The 16,556-nt window shown below is 64.6% G+C and carries 12 protein-coding genes and 1 pseudogene; 9 read left to right on the top strand and 4 right to left on the bottom strand.

Annotated features, from left to right (window positions below; translation table 11 throughout):
- The first annotated feature begins 11 nt into the window (after window positions 1-11).
- The 3 genes from AC1Z3W_RS19255 to AC1Z3W_RS19245 all read left to right on the top strand — a co-directional run bounded on the left by AC1Z3W_RS19255 (window position 12) and on the right by AC1Z3W_RS19245 (window position 4,099).
- Window positions 12-1,292 carry a Zn-dependent hydrolase gene (locus tag AC1Z3W_RS19255; RefSeq protein ID WP_483508269.1) on the top strand — a complete coding sequence of 427 codons (1,281 nt, stop codon included), beginning with the start codon at window positions 12-14 and terminating at the stop codon, window positions 1,290-1,292.
- Window positions 1,289-2,791, top strand: a complete 1,503-nt coding sequence (locus AC1Z3W_RS19250; protein ID WP_175827008.1) for a M81 family metallopeptidase — start codon at window positions 1,289-1,291, stop codon at window positions 2,789-2,791. The genes AC1Z3W_RS19255 and AC1Z3W_RS19250 overlap by 4 nt, the downstream gene beginning before the upstream one ends.
- A 120-nt stretch (window positions 2,792-2,911) precedes the next feature.
- The gene (locus tag AC1Z3W_RS19245) at window positions 2,912-4,099 is read left to right on the top strand and encodes a YncE family protein (RefSeq protein ID WP_483508268.1); all 1,188 of its coding nucleotides are present in this window, start codon (window positions 2,912-2,914) and stop codon (window positions 4,097-4,099) included.
- 51 nt (window positions 4,100-4,150) lie between these two features.
- Here the strand turns inward: AC1Z3W_RS19245 and AC1Z3W_RS19240 are convergent, their stop codons facing one another.
- Window positions 4,151-4,285, bottom strand: a complete 135-nt coding sequence (locus AC1Z3W_RS19240; RefSeq protein ID WP_006750603.1) for a hypothetical protein — start codon at window positions 4,283-4,285, stop codon at window positions 4,151-4,153.
- Between the two features lie 446 nt (window positions 4,286-4,731).
- Here AC1Z3W_RS19240 and AC1Z3W_RS19235 point away from each other — a divergent pair.
- Window positions 4,732-4,977, top strand: a pseudogene (locus tag AC1Z3W_RS19235) (alpha/beta fold hydrolase); the annotation flags it as partial.
- A 185-nt stretch (window positions 4,978-5,162) separates the two neighbouring features.
- Window positions 5,163-6,332 (top strand): class C beta-lactamase, encoded by a 1,170-nt coding sequence (ampC, locus tag AC1Z3W_RS19230; RefSeq protein WP_483508267.1) that lies wholly within the window; start codon window positions 5,163-5,165, stop codon window positions 6,330-6,332.
- A gap of 177 nt (window positions 6,333-6,509) precedes the next feature.
- On the opposite strand, the gene AC1Z3W_RS19225 is transcribed toward ampC, so the two are convergent.
- The 3 genes from AC1Z3W_RS19225 to AC1Z3W_RS19215 all read right to left on the bottom strand — a co-directional run bounded on the left by AC1Z3W_RS19225 (window position 6,510) and on the right by AC1Z3W_RS19215 (window position 9,788).
- On the bottom strand, window positions 6,510-7,598 hold the full coding sequence (locus tag AC1Z3W_RS19225; protein ID WP_483508266.1) for a YncE family protein: 1,089 nt from the start codon (window positions 7,596-7,598) through the stop codon (window positions 6,510-6,512).
- 128 nt (window positions 7,599-7,726) lie between these two features.
- A complete protein-coding gene (locus AC1Z3W_RS19220; RefSeq protein ID WP_175827011.1) occupies window positions 7,727-9,115 on the bottom strand; it encodes an ATP-binding protein in 1,389 nt (462 codons plus the stop codon).
- Window positions 9,102-9,788, bottom strand: a complete 687-nt coding sequence (locus tag AC1Z3W_RS19215; protein ID WP_057929086.1) for a response regulator transcription factor — start codon at window positions 9,786-9,788, stop codon at window positions 9,102-9,104. Before AC1Z3W_RS19215 ends, AC1Z3W_RS19220 begins: the two co-directional genes overlap by 14 nt.
- A gap of 134 nt (window positions 9,789-9,922) precedes the next feature.
- Here AC1Z3W_RS19215 and AC1Z3W_RS19210 point away from each other — a divergent pair, with 134 nt between their 5' ends.
- From AC1Z3W_RS19210 to AC1Z3W_RS19195, 4 genes are all read left to right on the top strand, one after another.
- The gene (locus tag AC1Z3W_RS19210) at window positions 9,923-10,612 is read left to right on the top strand and encodes a response regulator (protein ID WP_483508264.1); all 690 of its coding nucleotides are present in this window, start codon (window positions 9,923-9,925) and stop codon (window positions 10,610-10,612) included.
- A gap of 103 nt (window positions 10,613-10,715) precedes the next feature.
- Window positions 10,716-12,191 carry an efflux transporter outer membrane subunit gene (locus AC1Z3W_RS19205; RefSeq protein ID WP_483508263.1) on the top strand — a complete coding sequence of 492 codons (1,476 nt, stop codon included), beginning with the start codon at window positions 10,716-10,718 and terminating at the stop codon, window positions 12,189-12,191.
- A gap of 23 nt (window positions 12,192-12,214) precedes the next feature.
- Window positions 12,215-13,429, top strand: coding sequence for an efflux RND transporter periplasmic adaptor subunit (locus AC1Z3W_RS19200; RefSeq protein WP_483508262.1), 1,215 nt, complete (start codon window positions 12,215-12,217; stop codon window positions 13,427-13,429).
- Window positions 13,426-16,542, top strand: a complete 3,117-nt coding sequence (locus AC1Z3W_RS19195) for an efflux RND transporter permease subunit (RefSeq protein WP_483508341.1) — start codon at window positions 13,426-13,428, stop codon at window positions 16,540-16,542. Before AC1Z3W_RS19200 ends, AC1Z3W_RS19195 begins: the two co-directional genes overlap by 4 nt.
- Window positions 16,543-16,556: the final 14 nt, after the last annotated feature.

Here is a 16,556-nt window from a genome sequence, read left to right as displayed (position 1 = left end):
GAATTCCACCGATGCAAGTTCAGGATTCGACACCGGGCGTCGCGGCGTCCGGCTTGCGCGTCGACGGCGCACGGCTGTGGGACAGCCTGATGCGTCTCGCGCGAATCGGCGCGACCGACAAGGGGGGCGTGTGCCGCCTCGCACTCACGGAACGCGATCGTGACGCACGCAACCTGTTCGCCGCATGGGCGAAAGAAATCGGCTGCACGGTACGCATCGATGCGATCGGCAATATCTTCGCGCGACGGGCAGGCGAACGCGACGACCTGCCGCCCGTGACGACGGGCAGCCATATCGACACGCAGCCGACAGGCGGCAAGTTCGACGGCAACTACGGCGTGCTCGCGGGCCTCGAAGTGCTGCGCACGCTCGACGATGCGGGTGTGCGCACGCGTGCGCCGCTCGAGGTCGCCGTGTGGACCAACGAGGAAGGTTCGCGCTTCGTGCCCGTGATGATGGGTTCCGGCGTTTTCGCGGGGGCGTTCACGCTCGACCATGCGCTCGCGCAACGCGATCGCGACGGCGTACCGGTGAGCGATGCGCTGGCGGCGATCGGCTATGCGGGCGAGGTGTGCGACGCGCATCCGGTCGGCGCGTACTTCGAAGCGCATATCGAACAGGGGCCGGTACTGGAGGCGCACGCCACGACGATCGGCGTGGTCGAGGGCGCGCTCGGGCAGCGCTGGTATGACGTCACCGTACACGGGATGGAGGCACACGCAGGCCCGACGCCGATGGCGCTGCGGCGCGATGCGCTGCTGGTTGCGGCCGATCTCGTGCGCGCGGTAAACGGCATCGCGTGCGCGCATCCACCGCACGGACGCGGCACGGTCGGCTGGGTCGACGTACACCCGAATTCGCGCAACGTGATTCCAGGCCGCGTGACGCTGACCGTCGACTTGCGCGCGGCCGACGATGCGACGCTTGTGGCGATGGATGCGGAACTACGCGCAGCATGCGCTGATCTGGGTGCTGCTGCCGGCATGCCGATCGACGTCGAGCAGGTCGTGTATTTCCCGCCTCAGCCGTTCGACGTGGCACTCGTCGAGCAGGTGCGCGCGGGCGCGAATGCACTCGGGCTTTCTTCGATGAACGTGATCAGCGGTGCGGGCCACGACGCGGTGTATCTCGCACGCGTTGCGCCCACCGCGATGATCTTCGTGCCGTGCAAGGACGGGATCAGCCATAACGAAATCGAGGACGCCGATCCCGCCCACCTCGAAGCGGGCTGCAACGTGCTGTTGCATGCGATGCTCGGCGCGGCGGGCATTGCGGAAGGCGGCACGCGATGAAAATCCTGATCGCCCGGATGAACCACGAGACGAATACGTTCTCGCCGGTGCCGACGCCGCTCGCCGCGTTCGGCCGCAACGGCCCCGACTGGGGCGACGACGCGTATCGCGCGAATCACGGGATGCGCACCGCGATGGCCGCGTTCATCGATGCGGCGGCGCGCGAGGGTGCGGCGATCGTCACGCCGGTGTCGGCGGCCGCGAATCCGAGCGGGCCGGTCGCGGCCGACGCGTATGCGGCGATCTGCGATGCGATCGTCGCGGCCGCGCCCGGCTGCGATGCGGTGATGCTCGATCTGCACGGCGCGATGGTCGCCGAGCAGAGCGCGGACGGCGAGGGCGACCTGCTTGCGCGCGTGCGCGCGGCACTGCCCGCTGCGCCGATCGCGGTCGCGCTCGACCTGCATGCGAACGTCACGCAGAAGATGATCGACCATGCGGACGTGATCGTCAGCTTCAAGACCTATCCGCACGTCGACATGTACGAGACGGGCGAGCACGCGGCGCGCGTGCTGCTCGACCGGCTGCACGGCCGCGCGCGGCCCGTGCTCGCGTGGCGGCAGCCGCCGCTGATGACGTCGACGCTGCGCAGCGCGAGCGCCGAAGGCGCGATGCGGCGCGCGGTGGAAGCCGCGCGCGCGGCCGAGGCCGACGGGATGCTCGCGGTGTCGGTGCTGCCCGGCTTCTCGCTTGCTGATATTCCCGCGCCGTGCATCAGCGTCGTCGTGGTTGCCGACGGCGATCGCGCGGCGGCCGACGCGGTGGCCGAACGCATCGCCCGGCAGATCTGGGACGCGCGCGACGCATTCGTGTATCGCAGCGCGCCGCTCGCGGAATCGGTCGCGCAGGCCGCGGCACTGGCACGCGGCGCGGACCGCCCGGTGCTGATGCTCGATCACGGCGACAACTGCATGTCGGGCGGGCCGTGCGACACGATGGACCTGCTCGAGGCCGCGCTCGCGCAGGGGCTCGACGGGATCGTCAGCGGGCCGCTGTGCGACCCGGAGGCGGTCGCCGTGCTGATCGACGCGGGCGTGGGCGCGACCGTCACGGTGCCGGTCGGCAACCGGATGCCGTCGCATGGTGGCGCGCGGCGCACGCCGTTTCGCGCGACAGGCATCGTGCGCGCGATGACCGACGGCGAATACGTGATTACGGGGCCGACGTATACGGGCCAGCGCGCGTACATGGGCCGCGCGGCGGTGCTCGATATCGGCGTGGCGACGCTGGTCGTCACCGAGCGCACGCAGGAGCCTTGGGATCTCGGCGTATTCGAGAGCGTCGGCATCGATCCGCGCCGTGCACGATTCCTGCTGCTGAAGTCGCGCATGTATTGCAGGCCGGTGTTCGTGCCGATCGCGGCCGCGCTCGTCGAGTGCGACAGTCGCGGCGTGACCGGGTCGGACTACGGGCTGTTCGGCTACGAACGGCTCTCGCGGCCCGTGTATCCGCTCGACGATGTGGACCGGTGGGACAGCGCGGGCCCGCGCACGGCCTGAGCGGCGGGCGCGAGACGCCGGCTTCGCGCGCTTTCATGCATCATGCGGTTGCATCGACCCGTCGAGCAGCAGGGTCGTGCCAGTCCTTGCATCTGCAACCGATCCGGAGAACCGACCGCCATGCATTCGAATCCCTTCCGCCTTCGTCGCGCCCGCCTGCTCGCCGCGCTCACGCTCGCCACGACCGCCGTCGCCGCGCACGCGGCCGACTGGATCGTGTCCGGCAACGACGGCAAGTACCAGCGCGTCGAAGGGCGCGATACCTTTCTCGCAACGCCGCCGGCCGACACGCTGACGCTGCTCGATGCGAGCGTGTTCCCGCCGAAGGTCGCGCTTCAGGTCGACGTCGAGAACGGCATCCAGGGGCCGCCGCAGGCCGTCGCGATCACGCCGGACGCAAAGCTTGCGCTGGTCGGCGCGCCGACGCGTTACGACCCGAACGCGAAGCAGCTCATGTACGACACGTTCCTGCAGGTCGTGGCCCTCGATGCTTCGCCGCCGGCGATCACGCGCATCGAACTCGGCACGCACCCGCAGGGAGTCGCGATCGACCGGTCCGGCCGGCTCGCGCTGGTGGCGAACGTCGACGGCAGCGTGTCGATTCTGCGGATCGACGGCGCGCAGGTGACGCTCGACGGCAACCTGAAGATCGGCAAGAAGCGGCTCGCCGGGGTCAGCTTCACGCACGACGGCAAGCATGCACTCGTGTCGCTGCGCGACGAGCAGGGCGTCGCGGTGCTGAACGTCGACGACGGCAAGGTGACCGACAGCGGCACGCGGCTGAGCACGGGCGTTGCGCCCTACACGATCGACGTGTCGAGCGACAATCACTGGGCCGTCGTCAGCAACGTCGGGCTCGCGGGGCTGCCGGGCTATGCCGGCACGCTCGCGGGCGATGCCGATTCGGTCGCGCTGATCGACGTGTCGCGCACGCCGTTCCGTACTGCCCAGTACCTCACGGTGCCGTCGCTGCCGGAAGGCGTCGCGATCTCGCCGAACGGGAAGTGGATCGCCGTGCAGGCGATGGACGGCTCGAACCTGACGCCCGACAACCCGGGCCGTCACAAGCTCGGCAAGGTCGTGCTGTTCGAGATCCGCAACGGCCGTGCGGTACAGACGAGCGAAGTGCCGGGCGGCGAAGCCGCGCAGGGCATCGTATTTACCGCGGACAGCCGGCACGTGATCGTGCAGTTCAACGTCGAGCGGCAGCTCGCGCTGTATGCGGTGGAAGGCGGCAAGCTACGCGATACGGGCAAGCGCATCGCACTGTCGGGCGGGCCGTCGTCGTTGCGGACGTTGCCGCGCTGACGTGCGGCGAGGCTGAGCCGGAACAGCCGGCTCGGCCCGAACGCGTCGTCGCTACGGACGCAGCAGATCGAACCCGCCAAACACGACCACGCCGCTGAGCGCAATCATCGCGACCGAATGCTGGCCGAAATAGAGAATCGCGGCGGCGAGCCACGTGGTCAGGCAGAAGGCACCGATGCGGGCCATCGTGAATTCCTCGAAATGCGTGATGAAGGGCGTGCGTGCCGAAGTCGCCGCGTTGTCGCGTCGCCGTGTCGCTGCGGGCGCGAAGCTCGCGTAGCGACGGCGCCGGACGGCATCGCGGGTCGCGCCCGACCGGGCGGGTGCCGAGACGGGTAGCTCGCGAGGCCTTGCCGGAAGCAGCCTGGGGGGCTGCGGCAGCAGGCCGGCCGACGATTTTACCAGCGTGGGAGGCCGGTCATTCTGGCCCCTTCGCGACAATCGGCATGGCGCGTACGACATGGCGTGCGGCGCCGGCTGCGCGGCCGCATCGGCGCCGCGCGGAAGGTAGAGGCGAAAGTTTCGTCCGACGAATTCTGTAAACCTGTTGCAAGGTGTTCCCCTTTTCAACCGACCCGAGTCGCACACTCATTACGGTTCGACACGATGCAGTTCGATCTCACTTCCGCCGCGCAGACATGATGCGCACGCAACCGGATTACAGCGCGGCCGACCTCGCGGCGATCGCGGTGCCGGTCGCGATCGTGCACGACGAGCACGACGAGTTCATCCGCCCCGAGCATGCGGCGTGTCTCGCGCGCACGATTCCGGGCGCGACGCTGACGATCCTGCCCGGCGTGAGCCACTTCGCGCCGTTGCAGCGGCCGGCGCGCTTCAATGCCGCGATGCGGGCCTTTCTCGAACGGTCGCCGGACTGACGTCCGCATGGACGGTTCACGCAGCGCATAAGATTTTCTTTAGGCTCACGCAACATATCATCGATTGTTGACGGGCGGCCGGCAGCGGATAGTCCTGCTTCGACAGGCCGGCTGCCGCAGCTTCCGCGCGGCGCGGCCGGATCTGTTGCTCACACAACCATCTGAAAATCGAAGGAACCGCAACCATGCGATTCAACGCGATACGCATCGCCGCGACCCTGTTCGTCGCCGCGTGCGCTGCTGCCACGGCCGGCCGCGCGGCCGCCGCCACGCCCGCCGAGATTCACGACACCGTGACCCGCAACGTCGCGCCGTTGATGAAGCAGTTCGCCGTTCCCGGCATGGCGATCGGCATCGTCGCCGACGGCAAGCCCTACGTGTTCGACTACGGCGTGATGTCGACGCAAACCGGCAAGCCCGTGACCGGCGACACGCTGTTCGAGATCGGCTCGGTCAGCAAGACGCTGACCGCGACGCTCGCGTCCGACGCGCAGGAGGGCGGCGAGCTGTCGCTGTCGGATCCTGCGGCCAAGTACCTGCCCGCGCTGCAGGGCAAGCCGTTCGGCGGCGTGACGCTGCTCGAGCTCGGCACGCACACGCCGGGCGGCATGCCGCTGCAGGTGCCCGACAGCATCCGCGACGACGCGGACCTGATGCGCTATCTCGACGCGTGGCGGCCCGCATATGCGCCGGGCACGCGCCGCACGTACTCGAACGTCGCGATCGGGATGTTCGGGCAGCTCGCCGCGAAGGCGATGAACCGCGACTTCGCGGTGCTGATGGAACAGCGGCTGTTCCCCGCGCTCGGGATGACACATACGTACATCAACGTGCCCGCCGCACGCCAGGCCGACTATGCGCAGGGCTATACGCAGGACGGCCGGCCGATCCGGATGACGGGCGGCATGCTGTGGCAGCCGGCGTACGGCGTCAGGACGACCGCGGCCGACCTGCTGCGCTTCGTGCAGGCGAACATGGGGCTCGTCGAAACGGCGCCGCGGCTGCAGCGCGCGCTCGAGCGCACGCACACCGGCTATTTCCGTGCGGGGCCGTTCACGCAGGACCTGATCTGGGAACAGTATCCGTATCCGGTCGCGTTGCCGACGCTGCTCGAAGGGAACGGGCCGGCGATGCTCCGCGACGCGACGCCCGCGACCAGGCTCGAGCCGCCGCTCGCGCCGCGCCAGGACACGTGGATCAACAAGACCGGCTCGACCAACGGCTTCAGCACCTATGTCGCGTTCGTCCCCGCGAAGCGGATCGCGATCGTGATGCTCGCGAACCGCAGCTTTCCGATCGAGGATCGCGTGAAGGTTGCGTACCGGATCGTCGAGTCGCTGAACGGCAAGCCGTAACCTGCGTCGCGCCTGCCCGCGCGGAAATACCTGTGATGGTCGGGTATTTCCATCATTGCCGGGATCACCGCGCACGGCTGCATGCGGGTCGAAGAGGGTTTCGTTTGACCGAACAACCAGGACATGTTCGGCAAGGTCGACATTCCAGGTTGGTCGACCATGCCGCCGTTCCCGTAGTCAACGTTGCTTGCCGAAGGCCATCACGGTATAGGTATTGGGGAAGAACGTGTTCGCGTAGAACGGCGAAACGACGGTCGAGATGTGCTTGGCGGTGTCGGCGCTGCCCTCCGCGGCGACGCCGTAGATTACGTGGGTTTTCGAATCCATGGCCATCGTGCGCATGCCGGCGCGCGTGCCCAGCGTTTCGAGCGGCTTGTAGCTATCCGGACCGTCGACTTCGAATATGTTGAGGTTCGCGCTTACGCCGTTGGCCGTGAAAATGCGTTTGAGGCTCGCGTCGTAGATGATGCTGTCGTTGCCCGCGCCGATCTCGGCACGGTAGACGATCTTGCCGTTTTCGCCATTGAGCACGACGAGCGAGGGTTTGATGGCATCGCGGCCGCGGCAACTGACGTACACGCGCTCGTCGGCTCCGTTCACCGCGATCGCGGTCGGGCGACCGCACGCGGATGCCGTGTCGTAGGTGGCGACGACCTTGCCGGCGCGGGAGTCGATCTTGTAGACCTTGTCGATGTCCTGTGCCGCGAGGAAGAAGAATGCCTTGCCGTCGCTATCCGCTCCCTCGACCTTCTTGCTCGGCACCTTGAGGCGAGTGGCCTCTTTCAGCGAAGGCATATCGAGCATGACGATCTCGGTGCCGTCCGATTTCGCGCCCATGTTGAGCACGAGACGCTTGCTGACGGGATCGTAGTGGCTGGTGTCGAGATCGTCACCGACCTTGATCGGAGGCTTCGCCTCCAGGGTCGAGAGCTTGAAGGGCGTAATGGTGCCGTCTTCGTTGTTGGAGATGCCGACGTCGAATTCGGGGACGAGCACCGCGCCGTCGGAACTGTTGGCCGCCGTATTGCCGATTACCTTGACTACCTTGCCAAGCGTGGTGTCGAACACCTGCAAACCTTCCTCTCGATGGCCCAGGAAAACATGGTGCCTTTCCGGGTCGACCGACACGTAGTCCCATCCGGCCGCCTTGCCGGGGATGACGGTGGCTTTCTGCTGGTGCCAACCGTCGAAGGCGAATGCCGAGGAAGAAAGGGCGAGGGCGACGGCTGCGGCGGTAGCGGAAATCAGCGAGTGATGCTTGATCATTCTGTTCTTCCCTGATGGGTTTGTCCGATGAGAGGGCAAGCTGCCCTGCTCCAGGATCATAGGGGCGTTGACTGAACGAAAGCTGAAAGCATCATGAACCCATCTTCAGGATGCCGCACCGGGATGGATTACCGGCAAGAGGGGCGTGCGGCGGACACGGGCATGGCAGGAGCCAGCAGCGTTACGCTGCAGCCGGTTTGAGTGTCGTCGAATCGCAATAGCATGCCATGCATCGCCGCAATGGCGGACGCGAGGCTCAAGCCAAGGCCATTGCCGGGTGTATGGCGACTCGCTTCGGCGCGATAGAACCGTCTCAATACCGCCTGTCTTTCTCGGGGCGGAATGCCGGGGCCGTCATCGGCAATGGTGACACCGAAGCCCGTCGAGTCGCGAAACAGCCGGATCGATACGTGGCCGTTGATCGGCGCAAACTTGATTGCGTTGTCGACCAGGTTGGCGAGGGCTTCGAACAGCAAGTCGCGGTCGCCCCGGAACTCGGGAAGGCCATCGGGCACGCGCCGGTAATCGAGCGTGACGCCCTTGTTTTCCGCGGTCGGTTCGTAGTATTCGGCGACGTCGTCGGTAATGGCGGCAAGATCCACGGCGACGAAATTCTGCTGGCGTACGTGCGATTCGATCTCGGAGATACGTAGCAGCGAATTAAACGTGTGAAGAATGTTGCCCGTTTCGGCAATCGTGGCGTCGATCGCCTCGCGATAGTCGGCTTCAGTCTGCGCTCGGCGTTGCACGCGCTCCAGCCCGGCGAGAAGGCGGGTGAGCGGCGTGCGCAGATCGTGCGCGATTGCATCGCACACACCCTTGACTTCGTGCATCAGGCGTTCGATTTCGTCGAGCATGCCGTTGACGACCATCACGAGCCGCCCGACGTCATCATGTTTCGTCTGCATGGGCAGACGGCGACCGAGATTTCCGGACACGATCTCCCTGATCGAGTGAGTGACGTCGTCCAGTCGGCGTACGGCGCCGACGCCGACGATCGCGGCGCCGACAACGCCGGCCAGTAGCATCACCAATCCGGCTGTGAGCAGGACGTGCAGCAGCTCTTCGTCGAAATGGTGCAGTTCGAGCATGCTCTGGCACAGGAGTACGGTGTGGTTGTCTGCCAACTGCCCGGCAATACAGAGGCCGGGTACAGGGTGACCGTTGGTGGTGGCGAGTCGCAGCCGGAATGGCCGGTTGTACGCGGGTATCGGCGGACGATTCCCGATGTAGCCTCCCGCAAGATGCCTGCCTTGTGCGTCGAAGAGCCCGAACGGGCGCTGCCGGTCCGGATCGCGCTGACTCTGATGCACGATGTGGGCGAGCAGCCCGGCCGAGTCTTCTCGCATGATGTTGGTTTGCTCGCGTACCAGCCAATCGTTGATGCGTTCCTGCTCGAAACCGGTGATCTCGACGTAGAGGTAGGTAAACAGCACCAGCGAGACGATGCCGAACATCGCGAGGAATAGCGTCGCGAGCCGGAAACTGGTGGTGCGATGCAGGTCAGTCAGGCGCACGAAGCGAATATCCTGAACCGCGTACGGTATGAATAAGGGCGAGATTACCGTCCGGATCGAGCTTTTTACGCAGGCGGCTGACGTGAACGTCGATGACGTTGGTTCGCTCGTTGAGCTGATAGCCCCAGACGGCTTCGAACAGCATCGTACGACTGACGGTCTGGTTCGCGTGCCGCATCAGAAATTCAAGCAGACGGTATTCGCGCGGCAACAGCGCGACGGGACGTCCGGCACAGACAGCTTCGCGGGTGAGCAGGTTGAGCGACAGCGGACCCACGTGATATTCCTGTACCGGCTGTTCCGGTGCTTCGCGACGTCGCATCAGCGCATCCAGGCGGGCGGTCAGTTCGATGAATTCGAACGGCTTGGTCAGATAATCGTCCCCGCCCGCGCGCAGGCCGCGCACGCGTTCGTCGACAGCGGTGAGTGCGCTCAGGATCAGCACCGGTGTCGTCACGCCGGCGCTCCGGATTGCCGCTAGCATGCCGAGACCTTCGATCTCGCCAGCCAGCATCCGGTCCAGCACGATCGCGTCATAGCGTTTCCCGACGGCGAGAACGAGGCCGTCACGACCGGTCTGGGCGGACTCGACTGCCCAGCCATAATCGGTAAGTGCGTTGACGATTTCATCGAGGGTTTGACGATCGTCTTCGACGACCAGAATGTTCGGCATTCAGATTCCAGCAGGGGAGAGCATGGGCCCGCGGCAGCGAACGAAGTTAAACTGCCATGCATGGAGTGTGCATCGGCTTTCCCGACATCCGGTTCGCTCCAACATGAAATAAATTTAATCCAGCCACGTTCAGCATGCGGATATTGATTGTCGAAGACGATGCACGAGGTGCGCAGTTCATTGTACGGGGATTGACCGAAAGCGGTCACGTCGTAGATGCCGCGAACGACGGCGCATTGGGGCTTACCCTTGCGCTCGAGGGGATTTACGATGTCATCGTGACGGATCGCCGGCTGCCGGTGCTGGACGGAATCGAGCTGGTGCGGCGCCTGCGTTGCAAGGATCGTTCGACGCCAGTGATGATGCTTTCCGCGATCGCGAGCCTGAACGATCGCGTCGAAGGCATCCGTGCGGGAAGCGACGACTATCTGGCGAAGCCTTATGCATTTTCGGAATTGCTCGCGCGTGTCGAGGCGCTTGCCCGCCGTGGGGACCGAGCCGGGCTGCGCGATGTGCTGAAGGTAGCCGATCTCACGCTCGACCGGCGCACGCGCCGCGCGAGCCGGAGCGGGCGCGACCTGCAGCTTCAGCACCGCGAGTACCTGTTGCTCGAATGCCTGATGCGTCACGCCGGGCACGTCGTCACGCGCAGCATGCTGCTCGAAGCAGCATGGGATTACCAGTTCGAACCGCGGGGCAACGTGATCGACATGCATGTCCATCGATTGCGCAACAAGGTCGACCGTGATTTTCCGCAATCGCTGATCCACACGGTGGTGGGAGCGGGATACGTGCTGCGCGACAGCGGTAACGGGCGCGAGTGAAAGCAAAGGCCCGCCGACATTAAATTAAGTTCATCTCCAGGCGAAAGACCGGACAGGCGCGCATCGCTATGCTCCCCGCATCGAGATTGCGAGGAGTCGTTTCATGTTCCGGACGAGCGGTATGCGGTACGGGCAACGGAGACGGAATGTGCCGTGCGGTGGCTTCGTCGCCATCACGTTCGTTGTGGCAATGCTGGCCGGTTGCTCGTTCGTGCCGCACTATCACCGTCCCGCGATACCTGCGCCTGTCGCATGGAGCGACCCGGCACAGGCGTCACTCGCCGGGACGGTGCCTGTTGCGAGTGGCTGGTGGCATGCGTATGGCGACGCTCGACTCGACGCGCTCGTCGAGCGCGGGCTGCATGCCAATCATTCGCTCGCTTCGGCATTTGCCAGCATCGAAGTCGCGCGTGCCGGTGCGATGAAGGCAGGCGCGCCGCTCTATCCGTCGCTGGCGCTGAACGGCACGTTCAATCGCCGCAGCGTTGGCAGTTCGTCGGGCTCCGGTAGTTCGAGCAACGGCCAGAGCCTGTTCGCCGAGGCGAGCTACGAGATCGACTTCTGGGGGCGCAATGCGGCCACCGCCAATTCGGCGAGCATGCTCGCGCAGGCGGCGGGCTTCGATCGCGATACGGTTGCATTGACGCTGACCGCGTCGATCGTCGATTCGTGGTTGCAGGTGCAGAGCTTGCGGCGGCGCGTCGCGCTGGCCGAATCGATCGTCGCGGATGCGGCGAGAACGCTCGATCTGTTGACGGCGCAACAGGCCGCGGGTGTTGCGACCGAACTGCAGGTACAGCAGCAGCGCAATGCACTTGCGACGTTCGAAGCCGCGATTCCGGCGCTGCGCGAGCAGCGCGACCAGAACCTTCATCTGCTGGCGACACTGGTGGGCGCTGCTCCGGAGGGCTTCGACATCGAGACGGTTGCGCTCGGCAGTGTGCCGGTTCCCCAGCCGAAGCCGTACCTGCCTGTCAGTCTGCTCGACGCGCGGCCCGATATTCGGGCCGCGGAAGCACGGCTGCAAGCCGCCAATTACGACATCGGTGCGGCGCGTGCCGCATTCTTTCCCAATCTCACGCTGACCGCTCAGGGCGGTTCGAACAGCAGCTCGCTGTCGCGTTTCCTGGCGAGCCCATTTTCCAGTATCGCGGCCGCGCTGGTTGCGCCGGTCTTCGATGGCGGGGCCTTGCGCGGGCAACTGCGCGAAAGCGAGGCCGCATCCGCGAAAAGCGTTGCGGACTACAAACAGGCCGTCGTTACCGCGCTCCAGGACGTCGAGGATATGTTGAGTGCCGCGTCGCAGCAGCAGCAGGTCGAGCTTGCCGACCGGGAAGCTGCCGATGCGGCCCGCAAGGCCGCGCAGTTGGCCGACGCGCAGTATCGCAGCGGTACCGTCGATTTTCTGACCGTACTCGATACCGAACGCGCACTTTCCCAGTCAGAGGATGCGCTCGAGCAGGCGCATCTTGCTCGTCTCCAGGCTTCCGTCGGCCTGTTCCGCGCGCTCGGTGGCGGATTCGGGGTGACGGAGCATTCGTCCGTGCCGCCGGCCGCCGGCGCTCCCAATGCATCTTGAGTTGCTACTTTTTTCTTAGAGCGATGAATCACTCTGTCGATTTTCATCCCCCGTCCTTGCCGCCTTCCGCGCCGCGTGGTCGTCGCCTTCTTCCCGTGCTGGCGGCGGGCCTCGGCGTCGTCGTACTCGTGGCGTGGTGGCAATGGCCGAAACAGGCTGCGCGCAGTGTTGCGCCCTCGGTGCCGGTCGTTGCCGGCCATCCCGTCATGAGTGATTTTCCGGTGCGGGCTGTCGCGGTCGGCACCGTGGCGGCGCGTAATACCGTCGACATGAAGGTACGCGTGGATGGTCAGTTGCAGCGCGTGTTCTTCGTCGACGGGCAGGACGTGAAAGCCGGTCAGGTACTCGCCCGGCTCGACCAGGGGCCGCTTGCGGCGCAGCTCGATCAGGCGATAGCCATGAGCAACAAGGATCAGGCGAGCCTCGAGAACGCGAAGCTTGATCTCGAGCGATATTCGAAGCTGGTCGGTATTGGCGGGGCAACGACGCAAAGCGTCGACACTGCTCGCACGCAGGTCAAGGCCTTGACGGCGACCGTTGCCGCCGACGCCGCGATCGTGGCAAGCGACCGCCTGCAACTGGGCTTCACGACACTGATTGCGCCATTCGCCGGACGGGTCGGCGCGCGTGAAGCCGATATTGGCGCGATTGTGCATCCTGGCGATGCAACGGGCGTCGTGACCGTCACGCAGATGGAGCCGATCGACGTGCAGTTCTCGGTGTCGCAGGACGCATTGCCGGATCTTCTTGCGGGTCAGGCCGCCGCGCCGCTACCTGTCACGGTCACCGCACGTACGGGAGGCGCGCCGATCGAGACGGGATTCTTGAGTTTCATCGACAGCCGGGTCGACCCCGCTACAGGGCAAATCAAGCTGAAAGGCGCATTCGCGAATGCCGAGCGGAAATTGTGGCCGGGCGAGCTTGTCAGTACGAGCGTGCTGCTGAGAACCGACCGACAACGTCTGGCCGTGCCAAGTCGCGCGATCGTGAATACTCAGGCCGGTCCGCAGATCTATGCGGTCGATGTGTCAGGTCATGCGCATATGCGCCCGGTGAAGACGGGTGTCGCAGCCGACGGCATGACGGAGATTCGCGAAGGTATCGCCATAGACGATCTCGTCGTGTTCGAAGGCCAGAGTCGCCTCAATGCCGGCGTGCCGGTCGCGACGAAACTGGTCGGGGCACGCGACGAAGCCGCGACTTCCGCACCGACCGCAAGCCTGGATGCATCATCATGAGTCTGCTCGAATTGCTCATTCGGCGTCGTATCGCGACGTCGTTCCTCGCGATCGCGGTGCTGCTCGTCGGCATCGTGGCGTATTTCATGCTGCCGGTCGCGCCATTGCCGCAGGTCGATTTCCCGACGATTCAGGTGATTGCGAAGCTACCCGGCGCGAGCGCGGACACGATGGCGACCTCCGTCGCGACACCGCTCGAACGCCAGCTGTCGAACATTTCCGGCATTACGCAGATGACGTCGTCGAGTTCGCTCGGCACGACGGCGATCGTGCTTCAGTTCGATCTGTCGCGCGACATCAACAGCGCAGCGCAGGATGTGCAGACCGCGATCAATGCGGCCGGCGGCATGCTGCCGAAGAACCTCCCGAATCCGCCAACCTACGAGAAAGTCAACCCGGCCGATTTCACCGTGCTGTCGATTGCGTTGACGTCACCTTCGCTCACGCTTACGCAGCTCGACAGCTACGCGGAAAATTTTCTCGCTCAGCAAATATCGGCAATGCCCGGCGTAGGGCTCGTCGATTTTCACGGGCAGCAGCGGCCATCGGTGCGTATTCGAATCGATCCCGACAAGCTTGCGGCCCGTGGCCTCACGCTTGAGGACGTGCGCTCCATCGTCGGCGTGCAGACCGTCAATGCTCCGAAGGGTAGTCTCAACGGTCTCGATCGCTCGGTCGTGTTCAATGCGACTGACCAGATCACGTCGTCGGACGGATACCGCAATCTGGTCGTGGCCTACAAGAACGGCGCGCCGATCCGGCTGGACGATCTCGGGACCGTGGTCGAAGCGGCCGAGGACACGCAGCAGGCGGCGTGGTTGCAGCACGATCGAGCAATCATTCTCGATGTGCACAAGCAACCCGGCTATAACGTCGTGCAGACGATCCGCAACATCACGTCGCGCTTGCCACAGCTAGAGGCGTCGCTGCCCGCGGCTGTGCATGTACGAGTGGTAGGCGATCGCACCCAGACCATCGACGCTTCGGTACACGACGTACAGTTCACGTTGATGCTGACGATCGCGCTCGTCGTGATGGTGATCTTCTCGTTCCTGCGCAACGTGTGGGCGACCGTGATCCCGAGTCTGACGATTCCGCTGTCGCTCGTCGCGACGTTCGGCGCGATGTATCTGCTCGGCTATAGCCTCGACAATCTTTCGTTGATGGGGCTCACGATCGCGGTGGGATTCGTCGTCGACGACGCGATCGTCGTGATCGAGAACGTGATGCGCCACATCGAGCAGGGCATGCCGAGGATGCAGGCCGCACTGCTCGGTGCGCGCGAGGTGCGCTTCACGATCGTATCGATGACGGTTTCGCTGATTGCCGTCTTCATTCCAATCCTGATGATGGGGGGAATCGTTGGGCGACTGTTCCGGGAATTTGCGGTGACGGTCAGCGTCGCAATCGTCATGTCGGCTTTCGTTTCGCTCACCGTTACGCCGATGCTGTGCGGTTGGGTGATTCGTGCGCCCGGCTCCGATTCGGGGCGATTGCGTGTGCTGGAGCGCTGGCTGGAGATCGCTTTCGTTGCGCTCGAAACGCGTTACGAGCGTGGTCTCGATTGGGCCCTTTCGCATCGCCGCGTGATGCTTGGCGTGACGGTAGCGACGGTGGCCCTGACGGCCGCACTGTTCGTCGCCATTCCCAAAGGCTTTTTCCCGCTGGCAGATTCCGGGCTGATCCTTGGCGTTTCGCAGGCTGCACCCGATATCTCGCCGCGATCGATGGCCGAAAAAATGCAGCAGCTCGGCCACATTATCGAGGCCGATCCCGCGGTGGACAACGTCTACTACTGGATCGGACCGAGCCCGACGATCAGCCAGGGCCGGATGATGATCAACCTGAAGCCGTTCGGCGAGCGTACCGCGAGTGCGAGCCAGGTCGTGGCAAGGCTGCGGACGCAAGTCGCCAAGGTGACGGGGATTTCGTTGTCGATGCAGGTACGGCAGGATATCCAGATCGGCGGCAGAATCAGCGCGTCTCAATATCAGTACACGCTTCAGGATGCGGATGTGCGCGAACTGAACACGTGGGCACGACGCCTGGCAACGCGGTTATCGACGCTGCCGCAGTTGATCGACGTGAGCTCGGACCAGCAGGCGTCGGCGACGAGCGCGACACTCGTGATAGACCGCAATACCGCTTCACGCTTCGGCATCACCGCTCAGGCCATCGACGATACCTTGTACGACGCATTCGGTCAGCGTCAGATCGCCACGCTGTTTACGTCGCTGAATCAGTATCACGTGGTCGAGGAAGTCGATCCAAAATTTCAGTTGACGACCGACGCGCTGGCCCATCTCTATGTGCGCTCGCCGCTCACGAACGAACTTGTGCCCATGAACGTACTGGTGAGCATCCAGAACAACGTGTCGCCGATTTCGGTGAACCATCAGGGATTGTTTCCGTCGGTGACGATCTCCTTCAATCTTGCGCCCGGCTACGCGCTAGGCGACGCGGTGACGGCTATCCATGCGGCGGAAGCGGCGGCCGGCAAGCCCGACGCGCTGATCGGTACGTTCCAGGGGACTGCCCATGCGTTCCAGGATTCCCTCGCGAGCGAGCCATATCTGATTCTGGCTGCGCTGATCGTCGTGTATCTCGTGCTCGGGATGCTATATGAAAATCCCATTCACCCATTGACGATCATCTCCACGCTACCGTCGGCGGGAGTCGGTGCATTGCTGGCGCTCGTGCTTTGCGGGCAGGATCTTTCCATCATGGGAATGATCGGCATCATCCTGCTGATCGGCATTGTCAAGAAAAACGCGATCATGATGATCGACTTTGCGGTGGTTGCCGAGCGCGAGCAAAATCTCGAACCGGCCGCGGCAATACGACAGGCTTGCGTGCTGCGTTTCAGGCCGATCATGATGACCACGCTGGCCGCCTTGTTTGGCGCGTTGCCGCTCGCGCTCGGGCACGGAGCGGGGGCTGAGCTGCGTGTGCCTTTGGGGATCGCGATCGTCGGCGGCTTGATTCTCTCCCAGTTGTTGACGCTATTCACGACACCGGTCGTCTATCTCGCCTTCGACCGGTTTGCGCGGCGGTTCGAGCGTCGAGACGATGCCGTGCCGGTCGAGGTGCTTGAAACGAAAGCGTCGCTATGACCTGTTCCCGGTGA

This window comes from Burkholderia sp. 10_S31 (assembly GCF_056930375.1).
This window is presented reverse-complemented; position numbering and strand designations above follow the sequence as displayed.